Annotated in this window: 13 protein-coding genes; 8 read left to right on the forward strand and 5 right to left on the reverse strand. The window is 75.1% G+C overall.

From position 1 onward, the window contains the following. Positions 1-19: 19 nt before the first annotated feature. Positions 20-1,393, reverse strand: coding sequence for a deoxyribodipyrimidine photo-lyase (locus AB0953_RS12005; RefSeq protein WP_366859308.1), 1,374 nt, complete (start codon positions 1,391-1,393; stop codon positions 20-22). Between the two features lie 206 nt (positions 1,394-1,599). Continuing rightward, on the reverse strand, positions 1,600-3,195 hold the full coding sequence (locus AB0953_RS12010; RefSeq protein ID WP_366859309.1) for an SDR family oxidoreductase: 1,596 nt from the start codon (positions 3,193-3,195) through the stop codon (positions 1,600-1,602). A 153-nt stretch (positions 3,196-3,348) separates the two neighbouring features. Between AB0953_RS12010 and AB0953_RS12015 the strand changes: the two genes are divergently transcribed. The 4 genes from AB0953_RS12015 to AB0953_RS12030 all read left to right on the forward strand — a co-directional run bounded on the left by AB0953_RS12015 (position 3,349) and on the right by AB0953_RS12030 (position 7,427). Next, a complete protein-coding gene (locus tag AB0953_RS12015) occupies positions 3,349-3,828 on the forward strand; it encodes an Lrp/AsnC family transcriptional regulator (protein ID WP_366859310.1) in 480 nt (159 codons plus the stop codon). 103 nt (positions 3,829-3,931) lie between these two features. Next, complete coding sequence (locus tag AB0953_RS12020) at positions 3,932-4,609, forward strand: HAD family phosphatase (RefSeq protein WP_366859311.1); 678 nt, start codon at positions 3,932-3,934, stop codon at positions 4,607-4,609. A gap of 167 nt (positions 4,610-4,776) precedes the next feature. Beyond that, complete coding sequence (locus AB0953_RS12025) at positions 4,777-6,138, forward strand: cytochrome P450 (RefSeq protein WP_366859312.1); 1,362 nt, start codon at positions 4,777-4,779, stop codon at positions 6,136-6,138. A gap of 77 nt (positions 6,139-6,215) precedes the next feature. Then, positions 6,216-7,427, forward strand: coding sequence for an NAD(P)-binding domain-containing protein (locus AB0953_RS12030; RefSeq protein ID WP_366859313.1), 1,212 nt, complete (start codon positions 6,216-6,218; stop codon positions 7,425-7,427). A gap of 7 nt (positions 7,428-7,434) precedes the next feature. Here the strand turns inward: AB0953_RS12030 and mltG are convergent, their stop codons facing one another. Together mltG and AB0953_RS12040 are read right to left on the reverse strand one after the other, a co-directional pair. Then, positions 7,435-8,343, reverse strand: coding sequence for an endolytic transglycosylase MltG (mltG, locus tag AB0953_RS12035; RefSeq protein ID WP_366859314.1), 909 nt, complete (start codon positions 8,341-8,343; stop codon positions 7,435-7,437). A 56-nt stretch (positions 8,344-8,399) separates the two neighbouring features. After that, positions 8,400-10,316 (reverse strand): ABC transporter ATP-binding protein, encoded by a 1,917-nt coding sequence (locus AB0953_RS12040; protein WP_366859315.1) that lies wholly within the window; start codon positions 10,314-10,316, stop codon positions 8,400-8,402. A gap of 86 nt (positions 10,317-10,402) precedes the next feature. Here AB0953_RS12040 and AB0953_RS12045 point away from each other — a divergent pair, with 86 nt between their 5' ends. From AB0953_RS12045 to AB0953_RS12060, 4 genes are all read left to right on the forward strand, one after another. Next, positions 10,403-10,933, forward strand: coding sequence for a MarR family transcriptional regulator (locus AB0953_RS12045; RefSeq protein WP_366859316.1), 531 nt, complete (start codon positions 10,403-10,405; stop codon positions 10,931-10,933). 18 nt (positions 10,934-10,951) lie between these two features. Continuing rightward, positions 10,952-13,888 carry an FAD-binding and (Fe-S)-binding domain-containing protein gene (locus AB0953_RS12050; protein ID WP_366859317.1) on the forward strand — a complete coding sequence of 979 codons (2,937 nt, stop codon included), beginning with the start codon at positions 10,952-10,954 and terminating at the stop codon, positions 13,886-13,888. Between the two features lie 134 nt (positions 13,889-14,022). Further along, on the forward strand, positions 14,023-15,984 hold the full coding sequence (locus AB0953_RS12055) for an ABC transporter ATP-binding protein (RefSeq protein WP_366859318.1): 1,962 nt from the start codon (positions 14,023-14,025) through the stop codon (positions 15,982-15,984). Then, positions 15,981-17,762 carry an ABC transporter ATP-binding protein gene (locus AB0953_RS12060; RefSeq protein ID WP_366859319.1) on the forward strand — a complete coding sequence of 594 codons (1,782 nt, stop codon included), beginning with the start codon at positions 15,981-15,983 and terminating at the stop codon, positions 17,760-17,762. The genes AB0953_RS12055 and AB0953_RS12060 overlap by 4 nt, the downstream gene beginning before the upstream one ends. 113 nt (positions 17,763-17,875) lie before the next feature. Here AB0953_RS12060 and AB0953_RS12065 read toward each other — a convergent pair whose 3' ends face one another. Then, the gene (locus AB0953_RS12065; protein ID WP_366859320.1) at positions 17,876-18,664 is read right to left on the reverse strand and encodes a metal-dependent hydrolase; all 789 of its coding nucleotides are present in this window, start codon (positions 18,662-18,664) and stop codon (positions 17,876-17,878) included. Between the last annotated feature and the right edge of the window lie 88 nt (positions 18,665-18,752).

Raw genomic sequence — 18,752 nt, forward strand, 5'->3', positions numbered from 1 at the left:
GAGGCCGGCCGGGGCTGGGTCAACCGGTGCCGCGTCCGTGGTGGAAGCGGGCCAGGGCGGTGGCGAGGTCCACCACCGGCGGCGGATAGGCGTAGCGGGCGCGGTCGGGGGCGGGCAGGCGCCACGGCTCGTGCAGGCGGGGGCCGTCGAGGCCGGCGAGTTCCGGGACCCAGCGGTGCACGTACCGGCCGTCCGGGTCGAAGCGGAGCCCCTGCCGGACGGGGTTCAGGACGCGGTTGGGCCGGGTGTCGGTGCCGGTGCCGGCCACCCACTGCCAGTTGAGCTGGTTGTTGGCGAGGTCGCCGTCGACGAGGAGGTCGAGGAAGTGGCGGGCGCCGATCCGCCAGTCCACGTAGAGGGTCTTGGTGAGGAAGCTGGCGGCGAGGAGCCTGCCCCGGTTGTGCATCCAGCCCTCGTGCCGCAGCTGGCGCATGGCCGCGTCGACGACCGGGTAGCCGGTGCGGCCCTCCTTCCACGCCTCGGTGTCCTCCTCCGCGGCCGGGCCGGTGCGCCAGCGGTCCCCGCGGCCGCGGTAGTCGTGCGCCGCGCTGTCGGGGCGGGCCGCGAGCACCTGGTGGTGGAAGTCGCGCCAGCACAGCTGCCGGACGAAGGCCTCGGCGCCGGGCCCGCCGGCGGCGCGGGCGCGGCGGACGGCCTCGGTGGGCGAGAGCGTGCCGAAGTGCAGGTGCGGGGAGAGGCGGGAGGTCGCGTCGCCGGCCAGGTCGTCATGGGCGTCGGCGTAGCGGGACATGCCGGCGCGCAGCCAGCTCGCCAGGAGCGCACGGGCCTCGCGCTCGCCGCCGGGCGCGAGGCCCGGGGAGGCGCCCGCGACCGCCCCGCGCCGGGGCAGCGGCTCCGAGCCGATGCCCTCGGGCACGCGCACGGAGCGCGGGGCGGACAGGACCTGCCGCGGTTCGAGCTCGGCCCAGCGGCGGAAGTACGGGGTGAACACGGCGAAGTGGTCGGATCCGGACGGGCGGACCATGCCGGGGGCGGCCACCGTGACCACCGCATCGTGCACGTAGAGCCGGCGGCCCTCCGCTTCGAGGGCGGCGCGCAGCCGCTCCTCCCGGGCGTGCGCGAAGCCGCTGACGCCGGCCGCCATGTGGACCTCGTCGGCGTCGCACTCGCGGGCCACTGCGCAGACCTCGGCCGCGGTGTCGCCCGAGCGCAGGACCAGGCGGCCGCCGCGCTCGCGCAGGGCGGCGTCGAGGTCGGCGAGGCAGTCGGCGAGGAAGGCGAGCCGGTTGGGCGCGGCGAAGCCGGCCGCATCGACGGCCCGGTCGCGGACGAAGAGGGGGACCACCCGGTCGCAGGAGGACAGCGCGGCGCGCAGCGGGGGGTGGTCGTGCAGGCGCAGGTCGGAGGTGTAGAGGACCACCGCGACGTTCATGGGTTCGGGCTCCGGTCAGGGGGTGTGGGGGGCCGGTCCGGGCGGGGGCCCGGCTCCGGCCCGGGACGTGGCCCCGGTGCCGGCGGGGGCCGGTCAGGGGCCGGTCCGGCTCCGGGGCGGGGTTTCGGCCCCAGTCCGGGGGGTGCGGCCCCGGTTGGGGGCTTCGGCCCCCGGCCCGGGGTTTCGTCCCCGGTCCGGGGCCGGGTTCAGGGCCGCCGTCCGGGCTCGGGTGGACGGCCGCCTCCACCCGGTACTTCGGCCGGTGCGTGCCCGGCGGATGCGCCGGTCGCGCCACCGCCGCGCTCCTCCAGCCGGTGCGCGGCGCGGGCGATGTTGCGGGCCATGCCGCCGAAGACCACCGCGTGGAAGGGCGAGACGCTCCACCAGTAGAGGTGCCCGAGCAGCCCGCGCGGGTGGAACAGGGCCCGCTGCCGGTAGCGCGCCCGCGGCGCCGGCCCGTCGCCCGCAGCCGCCGGTGCGGGCTCCGCGTACATCTCCAGCCACGCGAGCCCCGGCAGCCGCATCTCGGCGCGCAGTCGCAGCAGCCGGCCCGGTTCGATCTCCTCCACCCGCCAGAAGTCGAGGGAGTCCCCCACCCGCAGCCGTGCCGCGTCGCGCCGCCCGCGGCGGATGCCGACCCCGCCGACGAGCCGGTCCAGCCAGCCCCGTACGGCCCACGCCAGCGGGAAGGAGTACCAGCCGTTCTCGCCGCCGATGCCCTCCACCACCTGCCACAGTGCGGCGGGCGAGGCGTCCACGGCGCGCTCCCGCCGGTCGGTGTACAGGCTGCCGCCCGCCCAGTCGGGGTCGGTGGGCAGCGGGTCGCTCGGTGCGCCGGGCACGGCGGCGGAGGACCAGCGGGTGTCCACCCGCGCCTCCCGCACCCGCTGCAGGGCGAGCGCCAGTGCCTCGTCGAAGCCGATCGGGGCGCCCGGCGGGTCGGGGACGTGGCGGGCGATGTCGTGCTCGGCGCACACCACCTCGTGGCGCAGCGATTCGGCGAGCGGCCGGGCCAGGGCCCGCGGCACGGGCGTGACCAGCCCGATCCACTGGCTGGAGAGCCCCGGCGTCAGCATGGGGACGCGCAGGATGAGCCGCGGGGGCAGCTGGGCGACGGCCGCGTAGCGGTGCATCATCTCCTCGTACGTGACCACGTCGGGGCCGCCGATGTCGAAGGACCGGCTGACCTCGGGCGGCATGGCGGCGCTGCCGACGAGGTAGCGCAGTACGTCGCGGACGGCGATGGGCTGGACCCGGGTGCCGACCCAGCTCGGGGTGACCATGACCGGCAGCCGCTCGGTCAGGTAGCGCAGCATCTCGAAGGAGGCCGAGCCGGAGCCGATGATGACGGCGGCGCGCAGCACGGTGGTCGGCACGCCGGAGTCGAGCAGGATCCGGCCGACCTCGGCGCGCGAGCGCAGGTGCGGGGACAGCTCGTGGTGCGGGATGCCGGCCGGGGTGAGGCCGCCGAGGTAGACGATGCGGCGGACGCCGGCCGCCCGGGCCTGCTCGGCGAAGATGCGGGCGGCGGCGCGGTCGCGGTCCTCGAAGCCGGGTCCTGCGCCGAGGGCGTGGACGAGGTAGTAGGCGACGTCGATGCCCTCCAGGGCGGCAGCGACGTCCGCGGGGTCGCCGACGTCCCCCCGGACCGTCTCGGCCCGCCCCGCCCACGGGTGGTCGCGCAGCTTCTCCGGGGAACGGGCCAGGCACCGGACGCGGTGGCCGGCGTCGAGGAGCTCGGGCACCAGCCGGCCGCCGATGTAGCCGGTGGCCCCGGTGACCAGGCAGTGCAGACCGGTCATGGTTCTCGCTCCGCTCTTCGTGCTGTCCCGGACGGGATTCGGTCGGACGGGCGGGACCGGATGCAGCCGCTCCGCACACATGCCGGGGCCCGCGTACCTGCACGCCTACCCCGACGCGGCGCCCCGCCACTGGGCCATTGGTACAGTCACGGCATGGCGGTGGACGAACTCGACACCCGGATCCTGCGCCTGCTGATCGAGCAGCCGCGCACCAGCGTCCGCGAGTACGCCCGGATCCTCGGAGTCGCACGCGGCACGCTGCAGGCCCGCCTCGACCGGCTGGAGCGCACCGGTGTGATCACCGGGACGGGCCCCGTGCTCTCGCCCGCCGCGCTGGGACACCCGGTCCTCGCCTTCGTGCACATCGAGGTCACCCAGGGCTATCTGGACCAGGTCGGCGACGCGCTGGCGGCCGTACCCGAGATCATCGAGGCGTTCTCGATCACCGGTGGCGGGGACCTGCTGACCCGCGTGGCCGCCCGGGACAACGAGCACCTGGAGGACGTGATCCAGCGCTTGATCCGGCTCCCGGGCGTGGTCCGCACCCGGACCGAGGTGGCGCTGCGCGAGCGGGTGGCGCACCGGCTGCTGCCACTGGTGGAATCCGTGGGCCGGGCGGCGCGCACCTCCTGACGCATGCGCACGTGCTGGCAAGATGGCCGCGTCAGGCGCGTACGGCACGTACGGCAGGTACGGCACGTGCATCAGGACCGGCAGGGCAGGACGGGCGCAGCGGATGATCTCCGTCATATTCGACCTCGACGGCACCCTCGTGGACAGCGAGCCGAACTACTACGAGTCCGGGCGGCGCACCCTGGAGCGCCACGGCGTGCCCGATTTCACCTGGGAGCAGCACTCCCGCTTCATCGGCATCGGCACCCTGGAGACCCTGCACATCCTCAAGGACCGGTACGGGCTCCGGGCTCCGGTGGAGCAGCTGCTGGCCGAGCAGAACGCGGCGTACCTGGAGCTGGCCCGCAGCGGCACGGAGGCGTTCCCGCAGATGCGGGTCTTCGTGGAGCGGCTGCACGCGGAGGGCGTGCCGATGGCGGTGGCGTCGGGGTCCTCGCGGGAGGCGATCGACGCGGTGTTGGCGGGGACGGGGCTGGACGCGCTGCTGACCACCGCGGTCTCGGCCGAGGAGGTCACCCGCGGCAAGCCGGCCCCGGACGTCTTCCTGGAGGCGGCGCGCCGGCTCGGCGTGCGGCCCGCCGACTGCGTGGTCGTCGAGGACGCGGCGCCGGGTGCGCGGGCCGCCCATGCGGCGGGCATGGCCTGCGTGGCCGTGCCGTACGCGGAGGCAGCGGCCGGCGATCCGGGGTTCGCGACCGCGGAGCTCCTCTTCCGCTCCGGGCAGCCCGAGTTCACCGCCGATGCGGCATACGCCTGGCTGTCCGCCCGCCGCGCCGCCTGAGGCCGCACCGCGCCCCTCGTGCGCCGGAGCGCTGAGCCGCCGGGTCGCCGCGTCGCCGGACCGGGTCGCTGCCGGGCCTCGCACCGCTCAAGGCCCCTGGCAGGCCGAAGCGTTACGGCCTGCAGGGCTCTGGCGGGCGGGGGCGGCCCGCTGCGACCATGCGGGGCGTGACCGCCACCCTGCTGCCCACGGGTACCGAGCGCGGACCGCGCCGGTGGCCCCTCCTCGGAAACCTGCCGGCCTTCGCCCGCGACCCCCTGGCCTTCTTCGAGTCCTTGCGCGACGACTACGGCGACTGGGTGCCCTGGGCCCTGGGGCCGCGGCGCAACCTGATGCTCTCCCGGCCCGAGCACGCCGGCGAGCTGCTCGGCTCCGTGGAGAAAACGTTCAAGCCCATGGAGTTGGGCTGGGCGTTCCACCAACTGCTCGGCGACGGCGTGGTGGTCTCCACCGGGGAGGAGTGGCGGCGCAAGCGAGCCCTGGTGCAGCCGGCCGTCCGGCCCCGGCAGGTGCGCGCGTACGCCGCCACGATGGTGGAGTGCGCCGACGCGCTGGCCCGCGACTGGACCGAGGGCAGCCGGATCGACGTGCACCGGGAGATGGCCGGGCTCACCCAGCGGATCGCAGTGCGCACCCTCTTCGGCAGTGACGCCGCAGGCCGCGAGGCCCCCATCAGCGCGGCGATGGCCACGGCGCAGCAGGAACTGGGCGCCGAGTTCCGGGGCCTGACCCTCTTCCTGCCGCCCTGGGTGCGGACTCCCGGCCGGCGCCGGCTGCGCCGGGCGGTGGCGGTCCTCGACCGGGAGATCGCGCACGTCGTACGGGAACACGAGGCGGCCTCCCGCAGCGGCACCGAGCGGGACGACCTGCTGAGCCGACTGCTGGCGGCCCGCGACGAGCACGGCGCCCCGCTCTCGGGGAAGGAGCTGCGGGACGAGTCGATCACCCTGTACATCGGCGGCCACGAGACGACGTCCACCACGCTGACCTGGGCCTGGCAGCTGCTGTCGGGTGCGCCCGAGGCACGGGCCCGGCTGACGGAGGAGCTGGACCGCGTGCTGGGCGGGCGGCTGCCGGCGTACGAGGACTACGAGCGGCTGACCTGGACCCGGCAGGTGGTCAAGGAAGCACTGCGGGTGTACCCGCCGGTCTGGCTGATCTCGGCGGTCGCCGGGGAGGGGGCGTCGATCGGGGGGCGGGCCGTGCCGGAGGGGACGACCGCGTGGACCAGCCCGTGGTCGATGCACCGGGACGAGCGGTGGTTCCCCGATCCCCATGCCTTCCGTCCGGAGCGCTGGTCCGCCGACGCGGTCGCCGCGCACCCCGTGTCCGAGCAGGCCTGGATCCCCTTCGGCGGCGGCCCGCGGGCCTGCCTGGGGGCGCGGTTCGCCCTGGTGGAAGCGGCGCTGGTGCTGGCGGTGCTGGCCCAGCGGTTCCATGTGGACAGCGGTCCTGCGCCCGTGCCGGTCTTCCCCGGGCTGACGCTCCAGCCGGCGGGTCCGGTTCCGGCGGTGCTGCGCCGGCCGTGAACGGGGGCCGCGTGCCCCGGGAAAGAGGCGGGAAGATCCCGCCGCCCCGGAGAGTTGGTAGAACCGTGAACGAACTCATGCGGGGAACGCGGTCCACGAGCCCCGGCGCGCACGTCGGCCCGTCAGGCGCGGCCGACGCGGCCGGCACGGTCGACGTGGTGGTCGTGGGCGCCGGCCAGGCGGGGCTGTCCAGCGCCCACCACCTGGCGCGGGCGGGGATCGGCCACGTGGTCCTGGACCATGCGCCGCTGCCGGGCGGCGCATGGCAGTTCCGCTGGCCGTCCCTGACGTACGGCAAGGTCCACGGGATGCACGCGCTGCCCGGCATGGAGCTCACGGAAGCGGACCCCCTGCGGCCGTCCTCGGAGGTGATCGGGGAGTACTTCGCCGCGTACGAGCACCGCTTCGGCCTCGACGTGCGCCGCCCCGTGGACGTGACCGCCGTACGGGAGGGCACCGGCGGGCGGCTGCGCGTGGAGTCCTCGGCCGGCGTATGGTCCGCCCGGGCGCTGATCAACGCCACCGGCACGTGGGACCGGCCCTTCTGGCCGCGCTACCCCGGGCAGGAGACCTTCCTGGGGCGCCAGCTCCACACCGCGGACTACCCGGGGCCGCAGGCGTTCGCCGGGGCCCGGGTGGTCGTGGTGGGCGGCGGCACCTCGGCGGTGCAGCACCTGCTGGAGATCGCCGAGGTCGCGGCGGAGACCACGTGGGTGACCCGGCGGCCGCCGGTGTTCCGCGACGGGCCGTTCGGGGAGGCCGAGGGCCGGGCGGCCGTGGCCCTGGTGGAGGAGCGGGTGCGCCGCGGGCTGCCCCCGCAGAGCGTGGTCAGCGTCACCGGGCTGGCCCTGAACGAGGCGGTGCGGGCGGGGATCGCCTCGGGCGTACTGGACCGCAGGCCCGTTTTCGACCGGATCACGCCGACGGGCGTGGCCTGGGACGACGGGCGGCAGGTCGAGGCCGACGTGATCCTCTGGGCGACCGGTTTCCGGGCGGCCATCGACCATCTGGCCCCGCTGCGGCTGCGCGAGCCGGGCGGCGGCATCCGGGTCGAGGGCACGCGGTCGGTCCGGGACGCGCGGGTCCACCTGGTCGGCTACGGTCCCTCGGCGTCCACCATCGGCGCCAACCGGGCCGGCGCCGCCGCCGTCCGCGAGATCCGCCGCCTGCTCGCGCCCCGGAACCCCGCGGTCGCGCCTGCGGCCGAGGTGCCCGCCCCCGAGACCCTCGAAGCCGCCGTCGAGGCCGCCGGCCTCCGACCGGCGGCCGGGGTCGCCGCGGCGGTCTAGCGGCGCTCTAGCCCGGGCCCGGCGCGGAACCGGACCGGGCCGCGGCCGGTCTCGCGCCGGCCACAGCCGAAGCGGCAGCGGCAGCGGCAGCGGCAGCGCGGATGCGGTTGAACTCCGCGACGTGCTTCTCGTGTTCCTCGTACGTCACCGAGAAGCGGGTGTCACCCGGCTTCACGGTGACGAAGAACAGCCAGTCGCCGGGTGTCGGCGCGACGGCGGCGGCCAGGGCATCCGGGCCGGGGTTGTCGATCGGCGTGGGCGGGAGCCCGTGCCGCCGGTAGGTGTTGAAGGGGCTGTCGATGCGCGTGTCGCTCCATGTGGTGTTGAGCGTGCGGCGGTCCAGCGCGTAGTGGAGGGTGGAGTCCATCTGGAGCGGCATCGCCTTCGCCAGCCGGTTGTGCACCACGCGGGCGACCTTGCCCATGTCGGCGGGTGTGTCGGCCTCCGCCTCGACGATGCTGGCCACGGTGGCCGTCTCGTACGGGGTCATGCCGTGGGCTCTGCCGCCGTCGGCGACGGTCCGGGCCGCGAGGTGGCGGTTGGCCGTCTCCACCATGGACGCGAGGAGGGAGCCGGCCGTGGTCTTCGCCGTCACCGGGTACGCGGCAGGGAACAGGAACCCCTCCGGATTTCCCTTCGCCTCGGCGGGCAGCGGCAGTTCCGTCGCGGCGGCCGCGGCCTGGGCGGACCCGGCCGGGAGCTTCAGCTCGCGGTCGATGGCGGCGTAGACCTGCGGGGCCCGCCAGCCTTCGGGGACGACCAGCCTGCGCAGGACCCGGGGCGCTTCCGGCTCCGCCCGCAGCAGCGGCACGAGCACGGCCGTGCCGGACGCGAGCAGTAGGCAGAGGAAGACGGCCAGACGTCCGCGGCGGGTGAGCCGGCATCGCTGCCGCGGCGGCCGGAATGCGGAGGGCATGCGGGCACGCTAAACCGCAGGGCGCCGCATTCCCGGACAGCACGTCCCGGCACCGGTCAGACGATCACACGTTCCACGCTTTCGGCCCTCTCGGCGCGGTCGGCCCCGGCGACCCGCTCCACGGGCTCCAGCGGCTCCACCCGTTCCGTCGGCCCGCTGCCCGCGGTTTCGCGGTCCCGGCGGACGAGGGCCGCGTACCGGCCGTCGGCCTCCAGCAGTTCCTCGTGCGTGCCGCGTTCCGCGATGCGCCCCTTGTCCAGGACGACGATCTGGTCGGCGTCGCGGACGGTGGAGAGCCGGTGCGCGATGGTGATGGTGGTGCGGCCCGCGGAGAGGTTGTCGATGGCCTGCTGCACGGCGTGTTCGGTGCGGGTGTCGAGGGCGCTGGTGGCCTCGTCGAGGATCAGCACCGGCGGATCGCGCAGGATCGTCCGGGCGATCGCCAGGCGCTGCTTCTCGCCGCCGGAGAAGCGGTAGCCGCGCTCGCCGACCAGGGTGTCGTACCCGTCGGGCAGGGACTCGATGTGGTCGTGGATCTGGGCCGCGCGGGCCGCCTCGGCTATCTCCTCGTCCGTGGCGTCCGGTTTGGCGAAGCGCAGGTTGTCGGCGACCGAGGCGTGGAAGAGGTACGTCTCCTGCGAGACCACGCCGATGGAGCGGGCCAGCGAGTCGAAGTCGAGGTCGCGCACGTCCACCCCGTCGAGGGCAACCCGTCCGCCGGTGACGTCGTAGAGGCGGGGGACCAGGTAGCTGAGGGTGCTCTTGCCGGAGCCGGTCGGGCCGACCACGGCGAGGGAGCCGCCGGCCGGGACGGTGATGTCGATCCCGGAGAGAGTGGGCCCGTGCTTGGCGTCGTACGCGAAGTCCACGTCCTCCAACCGGATCTCGCCCTTGGCCCGCTCCAGGCGGACGGGGTCCTCGCGCTCGGTGATGTCCACCGGCAGGTCGAGGTACTCGAAGATGCGCGCGAAGAGGGCCAGCGAGGTCTGGATCTGCACACCGGTCGACAGCAGGCTCACGGCGGGCCGGAACAGGCCCTGCTGGAGCGTGACGAAAGCGACGAGGGTGCCGACGGAGAGGGACGGCGCGCCCGACTGGAGGGCCATGCCGGCGGCCCAGTAGATGAGTGCGGGCATGGCGGCCATGACGATGCCGATGGTGGACATCCGCCAGCGCCCGGCCATGCTGGAGCGGACCTCCAGGGAGACCAGCTTCTCCGACTCCTCGGCGAAGGACCGGGTGAGCGAGTCGGCGCGGCCCATCGTGCGGCCGAGCAGGATGCCGCTGACGGACAGGGACTCGGTGACGGTGGCGGCCATCGCGGCCATCTGCTTCTGCCGCTGCATGGTGATCTTCTTGCGCTCGCGGCCGACGCGCCGGCTGATCCACACGAACAGGGGCAGCAGGAGCAGCGAGACGAGGGTGAGCCGCCAGTCGAGCGCGAGCATGGCGACCACGGAGGCGACCACGGCCGTCAGGTTGGAGACGAGCGACGTGGCGGTCGAGGTGACGGTGGCCTGCATGCCGCCGATGTCGTTGGCTATCCGGGACTGCACCTCGCCCGTGCGGGTGCGGGTGAAGAAGGCCAGCGGCATCCGCTGGAGCTGGGCGTAGACGGCGGTGCGCAGGTCGTGCATGACGCGCTGGCCGACGGTGGTGGAGATCAGGGTCTGGAGCACCCCGAAGACGCTGGTGACGACGGCGGTGAGGATCATGCCGAGGGCGAGCAGGCTGAGCAGCCCGGTGCGGCCGTCGGGGATGGCGACGTCCAGGATCTCCTTCAGCAGGAACGGCGAGGCGACGCCGACCAGCGAGGACGCGCAGACCAGCAGCCCCACGGCGGCGAGCCGGCCGCGGTAGGGGCGGAAGAGGCCCACGATCCGGCGCAGTTCGCGCGGGCGGTCCGCGGGGGCGGGGCTGCTGGGGTCGAGGGCTTCTTTCGATGGGGTCCACTTCGGTTCTTCGGGGCGCATGGGCCTCCTTCTGACGAGACTCGCATGAGCATAGCTCATTGTTACCTATACTCACAATGAGTCCGGTCCTGGTACCGTTCACCAGTATGAGCACCGCTTCCGAAACCGACAGCTCGACCGCCGGCCCGTTCCCCGGCCCGGCCGCCGTCTCCCCCGAGGGCCCCGAGAGCTCCGCGGACAGCACGGACGGCGTGCTCGCCGAGCAGCTGCTGCGGCTGACCCGCCGGCTCCACCGGATCCAGAAGCGCCACCTGGAGCCGCTCGGCATCACCCCTGCCCAAAGCAGGCTGCTGCGGCTGGTCTCGCACTACGACGGCGGGCAGCCGCCGCGCATGGCGGACCTCGCCGCCCGCCTGGAAGTGGTGCCGCGTGCCGTGACGACGCTGGTGGACGGCCTGGAGGCCGCGGACTGCGTGCGCCGCGCGCCCGACCCGGCGAACCGGCGGGTGATACGGATCGAGCTCACGGACACGGGGCGCGCCACGCTGCGCAGGCTGCGCAGCGCGCGGACCGACGCCGCAGAGGAGATCCTGGCTCCGTTGACCGCCGGGCAGCGGGACCAGCTCGGCGGCCTGCTGGACGCTCTGATGGACGCCCCCGGAGGGCGCCGCTGCTGACGGGAGCAAGGGGTCGCGATGCCGCTGCTGGAACCGAAGCCCGGGGCCCTGCGCCCGCACACCGTCCGCGGCCCCTCTCCCGACCGGCTGCCCGAGTGGCGCGCCGGCGGCACGCCCGAGCCGCTGCGCACCGAGCTGACCGAGCTGCTGGGCGCGCAGAAGGTGCTGTGGAAGGCCTCCGACCTCGTCCGGTACGCCTCCGACGCCTCGCCGTACCGGTTCGTGCCGCAGGCCGTGGTCGTGGCCGAGGACGTCGACGACGTCTCCGCGGTGCTGTCCTACGCCCGCGGGCGCGGGCGCGAGGTGGTCTTCCGGGCCGCCGGGACCTCGCTCAACGGCCAGGCCCAGGGCGAGGACATCCTCGTCGACGTACGCCGCCACTGGGCCGGCATCGAGGTGCTGGACGGCGGCCGCCGGGCCCGTATCCGGCCCGGCACGACCGTGGCCCGGGCCAATGCCGCCCTCGCCCGCCACGGCCGCGTCCTCGGGCCGGACCCGGCCAGCGCGGTCGCCTGCACCCTGGGCGGGGTCGTCGCCAACAACGCGTCCGGCATGACGGCGGGGACGACGAGGAACGCGTACCGCACGCTGGCCTCGCTGACGCTCGTCCTGCCGGGCGGCACGATCGTGGACACCGCCGATCCGCTGGCCGACGAGGAGCTGGCCCGCGCCGAGCCGGCCCTGTGCCGCGGGCTGATGGAGATCAAGCGGGAGATCGAGGCGGATCCGGAGCTGGTCGCCCGGATCCGGGCCAAGTACGAGATCAAGAACACCACCGGCTACCGGCTCGACGCCTACCTGGACGGCACCACCCCGGTCGAGATCCTGCGCGGTCTGATGGTCGGCTCCGAAGGGACGCTCGGCTTCCTCGCCGAGCTCGTCTTCGACACCCTGCCGCTGGACCGCCACCGCACCTCCGGCCTGCTGTTCTTCCCCTCCCTGCCCGCAGCGGCGGCCGCGGTGCCGCTCTTCACCGCGGCGGGCGCCCTCGCGGTCGAGGTGATGGACGGGAACACCCTGCGCGCCTCGGTGCGCGTCGCGGGCGTACCCGCCGACTGGGCGGGGCTGCCGAAGGACACCACGGCCCTGCTGGTGGAGTTCCGCGCCGCGGACGAGGCGGGGCGGGCGGAGCACGAGCGGCGCGCCGCCGAGGTCCTGGCGGGGCTGGACCTGGTGGCGCCGGTCCCGTCGGTCACCAACGCCTTCACCCGCGACCCGGGGACGATCGACGGCTACTGGAAGGCGCGCAAGGCCTTCGTCACGGCCGTCGGCGGGGCCCGGCCCCAGGGCACCACCCTGATCACCGAGGACTTCGCGGTGCCGCCCTCCCGGCTGGCCGAGGCGTGCGAGGCGCTGCTCGCGCTCCAGGCGGAGCACGGCTTCGAGGCGGCCGTCGCCGGGCACGCGGCCCACGGAAACCTGCACTTCCTGCTCGCCTTCGACGCCTCCCTGCCCGCCGACGTCGAGCGGTACGCGGCCTTCATGGACGCCTTCTGCCGGCTCGCGGTGGAGCGCTTTGACGGCTCGCTGAAGGCCGAGCACTCAACGGGCCGCAACATGGCGCCCTACCTGGAGCTGGAGTGGGGCCCCAGGGCCACCGAGCTGATGTGGCGCACCAAGCAGGTGGTCGACCCGGACGGGCTGCTCGCCCCGCGGATCCTCCTCGACCGCGACCCCCGGGCCCACCTGCGCGGCCTGAAGACGATTCCCCGGGTGGAGGCGGTGGCCGACCCCTGCATCGAGTGCGGGTTCTGCGAGCCGACCTGTCCCAGCGCGGACCTGACGACGACGCCCCGCCAGCGCATCGTCCTGCGGCGGGAGATGATGCGGCAGCAGCCGGGCTCGCAGGTGCTGGACGGCTTGCTGGAGTCGTACGGGTACGACGCCGTCGACACCTGCGCGGGCGATTCCACCTGCATGCTCGCCTGCCCCGTCGGCATCGACACCGGCGCGCTGGTACGGGACTTCCGGCACCGCCGGCACGGTCCGCGCGAGGAGCGGGCGGCCGAGCTCGCCGCCCGCCGGTTCGCGGCCGTCGAGAGGGCGGCCCGGCTGGCCGTGGCCGCCGCCGACCGGGTCGCCGGCCTGGTCGGGGACCGGCTGCCCGCCGCGGTGACGGCGGCCCTGCGCGGTGCCGTACGGCCCGACCTGGTCCCGCAGTGGCTGCCGCAGCTTCCCGGCCCGGCAGCGCGCAGGCCTCCTGCCACGCGGCGGGCGGGCGCGGCGGCCGTCTACTACCCGGCCTGCGTCAACCGGATCTTCGGCGGCCCGGACGGTGGCGAGGACACGTCCTTGCAGGAGGCCGTGGTGGCCGTCTCGGAGCGGGCCGGCAAGCCGGTGTGGATCCCGGATGAGGTCACCGGGACCTGCTGCGCGACGATCTGGCACTCCAAGGGCTACGAGGCGGGGAACCGGGTGATGGCCAACCGGATCGTGGAGGCCGCCTGGGGCTGGACGGCGGGCGGGCGGCTGCCGCTGGTCGTGGATGCCTCGTCCTGCACGCTGGGCCTGGCACGGGAGGTGGTCCCCCACCTGACCGACGACAACCGCGCGCTGCACGCGCAACTCCGCGTCGTGGACTCGGTCGTATGGGCGGCGCAGGACCTGCTGCCGCACCTTTCGGTGCGGCGCACGGTGGGCTCGGCTGTGGTCCACCCCACCTGCTCGATGCGCCATCTGGGGGTGGAGGCGCAGCTGCTGGCGGTGGCCCGGGCGTGCGCGCGGGAGGTGGTGGTGCCCGAGGACGCGGCCTGCTGCGCCTTCGCCGGCGACCGGGGCATGCTGCATCCGGAGCTGACCGCCTCGGCGACGGCGCGGGAGGCGGCGGAGGTGACCTCCCGGGCGTTCGACGCGCACCTGTCGGCGAACCGGATGTGCGAGGTGGGCATGGACCTGGCGACCGGCCGCAGCTACCGCTCGGTGCTGCTGGAGCTGGAGCGGGCCACGCGCCCCTGACCGGGCGTCATACGGCGGGGGCGACCGCACATCCCGCCGTGTGAGGCCTTGGCCAACGCAAAATCGATTGCCCCGCTCCGGTCCGGAAGGCGAACCTTGCACGGTTTGGACCTCTCGACCAGTCATGGGGCGTCATGCAGATCAGCGATCTCCCGTATCCGGATCCCGGTGTACCCGACGCCCGTTCCGGTCCCCGCTTCCTGGTGTGGCTCGGACGGGGCCAACTCGGCGGACAGGTCAAGAGCCTGTGCTGGGGCCTGGTCCACTTCTGCGGCGTCGCGGGCCTGCCGTACGCGGTGGGAGTCGGCGTGGACGCGGTCGTGGACCGCGACGGCACGCGGCTGCTCCTCGTCGGGGCCCTGCTGGCCCTGGTCGGCGTCGCGATCGCGGTCGGCGACGTCATGCTCCACCGCACCGCCGTCACCAACTGGATCACGGCCGCCGCGCGGGTGCAGCAGCTGCTCGCCCGCAAGACCGCCGAGCTCGGCTCGGCGCTGACCCGCCGGGTCGCGGCGGGGGAGGTCGTCGCCGTCTCCACCGGCGACGTGGAGAAGATCGGCTGGTTCGTGGAAGCGGTCTCCCGTTTCCTCGCCGCCGCCTTCGCCGTCGTGGTCATCTGCGTCGGCCTGCTGTACCACGCGCCCGCCATCGGAACCGTCGTGGCCCTCGGCACGCCGGTGCTCGCCCTGTCCGTGCTGCCGCTGCTGCCGCGCGCCACCCGGCGCGCCGACCTCCAGCGCGAGAAGGCCGGCAAGGCCACCGAACTGGCCTCCGACACGGTGGCGGGCCTGCGGGTGCTGCGCGGCATCGGCGGCGAGGAACTGTTCCTCGGCCGCTACCGCGAGGCCTCGCAGGAGGTCCGCAAGGCCGCCGTGCGCAGTGCGCGGATGTGGGCGCTGATCTCGGCGATCCAGGTGCTGCTGCCGGGCCTGCTGATGATCGCGGTGGTCTGGTACGGCTCCGTGCTCGTCCTGGACGGCCGGCTGGCGGTCGGTGAACTCGTCGCCGCCTTCAGTGCGGTGGCCACCATGCTCTACCCGCTGCGGCACTTCGAGGAGATTGCGATGGCGTACTCCTTCTCCCGGCCCTCCGCCCAGCGGGCCGCCCGGGTGCTGTCGCTGACCCGTACCGACGCCGCCGAGCGGCCGTCGTCCGCGGCCGTACGGGCCCCCGAGCCCGGCGGGGACCTGTACGACCCCGCGACCGGGCTGCTCGCCCCGGCCGGCCTGCTCACGGCCGTGGTGTGCGGGGACCCGGACCTCGCGGGCCGGCTCGCCGAACGCCTCGGCGGGCACCCGGCGGAAGGCGCCGACGGCGAGCCGGACGGCAAGGGGGCCGACGCCCGGGGCGGGGACGCCGACGGCCGGGACGCCGACGGCCGCGGCGGAAACGGCCGCGGCGGGGACAGCCCCGGCAGCGGCCCCACCACCCCCGGCCGGGCCTCGGTCCTGCTGGGCGGGGTGGCCCTGGACGAACTCCCGCTGGAGACCGCCCGCACGCTGGTCCTCGTCCAGGACAAGGACCCGGTGCTGCTCTCGGGCACCCTGCGCCGGCTGTTCGCCGTACCGGCGTCCGGGGCGGTCGAGCCCGCCGCGGCGCTGGCCGCCGCCCAGTGCGGGGACGTCCTCGACGCGGTGCTCCAGGCCGCCCCGGACGGGGTGGACGACCCGATGGACGCCCACCTCACCGAACGCGGACGGTCGCTGTCCGGCGGGCAGCGCCAGCGCCTCGCGCTGGCCCGCTCCCTGGTCACCGACCCCGAGGTGCTCGTCCTCGACGAGCCGACCTCGGCCGTCGACTCGCACACCGAGGCACGCATCGCCGACGGGGTGCGCGCCCTGCGCAAGGGGCGGACCACCGTGGTGCTCGCCTCCTCGCCGCTGCTGCTGGACCGTGCCGACCGCGTCGTCTTCCTCCACGAGGGCACGGTCGCCGCGACCGGCACCCACCGCGAGCTGCTGCACGGCGACCGGCGCTACCGGGCGGTCGTCACCCGGGAGACCGAAGAGGAAGAGCGGACCGCCCGGCTGGAACCGGCGCTGCTCCGCGAAGCACGCACCGAGGAAGCACTCACAGAGATCGAGGAATCCGCATGATCGGCGTGGCGCCGCCGCCCTACGACCCGGCGGCCCCCGAATCGGCCGCCACCCTGCCCGTGGGCACGCCGGCGACCGTACGGGGCTACGTGCGCGGCCTGCTGCGACGGCACCGGCGGGCCTTCGCGACCCTGGTGGCGGTCAACGCGGTCGCGGTGACCGCCTCCATGGCGGGCCCGTACCTGCTGGGCCGGGTCGTGGACCAGCTCGCGGCGGGGGCCCGGGAGCTCCACCCGGTGCCGGTGGCGGCGCTGTTCGCGCTGGCCCTGCTCGTGCAGACGGTGTTCGTGCGGCTGGTCCGGCTGCGCGGTGCCATGCTCGGCGAGGAGATGCTGGCCGACCTGCGCGAGGACTTCCTGGTGCGGTCGGTGGGCCTGCCGCCGGGCGTCCTGGAGCGGGCCGGCACCGGCGACCTGCTGTCGCGCATCACCACCGACATCGACCGGCTGGCCAACGCGATGCGCGAGGCCGTGCCGCAGCTGGCCATCGGCGTGGTGTGGGTGGGGCTGCTGTTCGGGGCGCTCACCGTGACCGCGCCCCCGCTGGCGCTGGCGGCGCTGGTCGCCCTGCCCGTGCTGGTGGCCGGCTGCCGCTGGTACTTCCGCCGGGCGCCCTCGGCCTACCGCTCGGAGGCCGCCGGCTACGCGGCGGTCTCGGCGGCGCTCACCGAGACGGTGGACGCGGGCCGCACGGTGGAGGCGCACCGCCTGGGCCCGGACCGGATCGCCCTGTCGGAACGGCGCATCAAGGAGTGGACGGCGTGGGAGCGGTACACCCTGTTCCTGCGCACGGTCCTCTTCCCCGTCATCAACGCCACCTTCGTGACGATCCTCGGCTCCGTGCTGCTGATCGGCGGCTTCTGCGTCCTGCAGGGGTGGCTGTCGGTCGGGCAGCTGACCACCGGCGCGCTGCTGGCGCAGATGATGATCGACCCGATCGGACTGATCCTGCGCTGGTACGACGAGCTCCAGGTCGCCCAGGTGTCGCTGGCCCGGCTGGTGGGCGTGCGGGAGATCGAGCCGGACGGCGGCGACCCCGGCGTCGCCCCGGCGGGCCGGGACGTCCGGGCCGAGGAAGTCCGCTTCGGCTACCGGGAGGGCGTCGACGTGCTGCACGAGGTGTCGATGGCGGTTCCGCCGGGCACCCGCATGGCGCTGGTCGGCCCCTCGGGCGCCGGCAAGTCCACCCTGGGCCGGCTGCTGGCGGGCATCTACGCCCCGCGGACGGGCGAGGTGACGCTGGGCGGGGCGCAGCTCTCGCGGATGACCGCCGAGCGGGTGCGCGAGCAGGTGGCGCTGGTCAACCAGGAGCACCACGTGTTCGTGGGCACGCTGCGGGACAACCTGCGCCTGGCCCGGACGCAGGCGCAGGACGCCGAGCTGTGGGCGGCGCTGGGCGCGGTGGACGCGGACGGCTGGGCGCGGGCCCTGGACGCCGGCCTGGACACCGAGGTCGGCTCCGGCGGCACGGCGCTGACGCCGGCGCAGGCCCAGCAGGTCGCACTGGCCCGGCTGGTGCTGGCCGATCCGCACACCCTCGTCCTCGACGAGGCGACCTCGCTGCTGGACCCGCGCGCCGCACGGCACCTGGAGCGCTCGCTGGCCAGGGTGCTGGACGGCCGAACGGTCATCGCGATCGCCCACCGCCTGCACACGGCGCACGATGCGGACGTCATCGCGGTGGTCGAGGACGGCCGGATCAGCGAGCTCGGCTCGCACGACGAGCTGGTCGCGGCCGACGGGGCGTACGCGGCCCTGTGGCGCTCCTGGCACGGCTGACCGGCTCCCGCCCCCGGGCCCCCGCGTCGGCGGGGGGGGCCGGTCGGTCGGCGCCGTCGACCGGGCCCCCGCGTCGGCGGGGGGGCCGGTCGGTCGGCGCCGTCGCCCGGCGGTCAGATGAAGCCGAGGGCGGAGGCCCCGCCCACGCCGCCGAGGAGCATGAACGCGGGCATGAGGACCTTGAGCTCCACCCAGCTGCCCGCCCGGAAGCGCATGCCCTTGGGCGGGCCGACGGGGTACCAGCGCTTGCCCTTGATCGGCAGGGGCCACAGGATCGGGCAGCCCGAGACGGTCAGGGCGTCGCCGATGTCGTGGACCAGGGCGCCGAGCAGGATCGGCAGCCCCAGCCACAGGTACTCCTGGCCGGGGCCGAAGAGCCAGTCCGCGCCGTTGCCGGGCTCGTCCAGCACGCCGGCCAGGATCCAGGCGCCGGTGGCGCCGAGCAGCCACACGAGGACGTCGCTGGACATCCGCGCGGCCCGCCACAGCAGGCCTTCGACGGCGAGCACGAGGTGGACGAACAGCAGGGCCAGCACGCCCCACCGGTCGGCGGTGACCGCGAGCACGGAGGAGCCGGCGCCTATCAGGACGGCCCAGAGCCAGGTGTGGGTCAGGGTGCGGTGGCCGCCGGAGCGGCGGGCGTCCTTCGGGGCCCGGGTGGCCTTGTAGACGGCGTAGGAGATCTTGTCGACCACCTCGCACAGGCCCTTGGACAGCGGGCCGAAGGCCCGGGAGATCGTCGCCGACTTGTGGTCCAGGTCGGGGGCGAGGGCGGCGCCCGCGCAGATGAGCGCGCCGACGACGAGGACCGGCCAGGGCATGGGGTGCCCGGCGGCCGCGGCTGCGGCGCCCACCCCCAGCCAGGCTGCCGCCCCGGACAGTGAGTGCGCCGGACCCATCATGCTCGTTTCCCGCCCCGGTGGTGTGCTGGTCGGGCCCCGCTGACGATCCCGTCCGGCCCCGGTCAACGGCACAGCGTACCGGTGGTGA

It is taken from the genome of Streptomyces sp. NPDC046866 (assembly GCF_040704625.1).
Lineage (GTDB): Bacteria > Actinomycetota > Actinomycetes > Streptomycetales > Streptomycetaceae > Streptomyces.

What these genes read in the sequence shown, in the direction of transcription:
- AB0953_RS12050 (WP_366859317.1), top strand. Translation starts at nt 10,952, where the DNA reads ATGCCGCTGCTGGAACCGAAGCCCGGGGCCCTGCGCCCGCACACCGTC.
- AB0953_RS12065 (WP_366859320.1), bottom strand. Translation starts at nt 18,664, where the DNA reads ATGATGGGTCCGGCGCACTCACTGTCCGGGGCGGCAGCCTGGCTGGGG.
- AB0953_RS12060 (WP_366859319.1), top strand. Translation starts at nt 15,981, where the DNA reads ATGATCGGCGTGGCGCCGCCGCCCTACGACCCGGCGGCCCCCGAATCG.
- AB0953_RS12045 (WP_366859316.1), top strand. Translation starts at nt 10,403, where the DNA reads ATGAGCACCGCTTCCGAAACCGACAGCTCGACCGCCGGCCCGTTCCCC.
- AB0953_RS12020 (WP_366859311.1), top strand. Translation starts at nt 3,932, where the DNA reads ATGATCTCCGTCATATTCGACCTCGACGGCACCCTCGTGGACAGCGAG.
- mltG (WP_366859314.1), bottom strand. Translation starts at nt 8,343, where the DNA reads ATGCCCTCCGCATTCCGGCCGCCGCGGCAGCGATGCCGGCTCACCCGC.
- AB0953_RS12015 (WP_366859310.1), top strand. Translation starts at nt 3,349, where the DNA reads ATGGCGGTGGACGAACTCGACACCCGGATCCTGCGCCTGCTGATCGAG.
- AB0953_RS12010 (WP_366859309.1), bottom strand. Translation starts at nt 3,195, where the DNA reads ATGACCGGTCTGCACTGCCTGGTCACCGGGGCCACCGGCTACATCGGC.
- AB0953_RS12040 (WP_366859315.1), bottom strand. Translation starts at nt 10,316, where the DNA reads ATGCGCCCCGAAGAACCGAAGTGGACCCCATCGAAAGAAGCCCTCGAC.
- AB0953_RS12055 (WP_366859318.1), top strand. Translation starts at nt 14,023, where the DNA reads ATGCAGATCAGCGATCTCCCGTATCCGGATCCCGGTGTACCCGACGCC.
- AB0953_RS12005 (WP_366859308.1), bottom strand. Translation starts at nt 1,393, where the DNA reads ATGAACGTCGCGGTGGTCCTCTACACCTCCGACCTGCGCCTGCACGAC.
- AB0953_RS12030 (WP_366859313.1), top strand. Translation starts at nt 6,216, where the DNA reads ATGCGGGGAACGCGGTCCACGAGCCCCGGCGCGCACGTCGGCCCGTCA.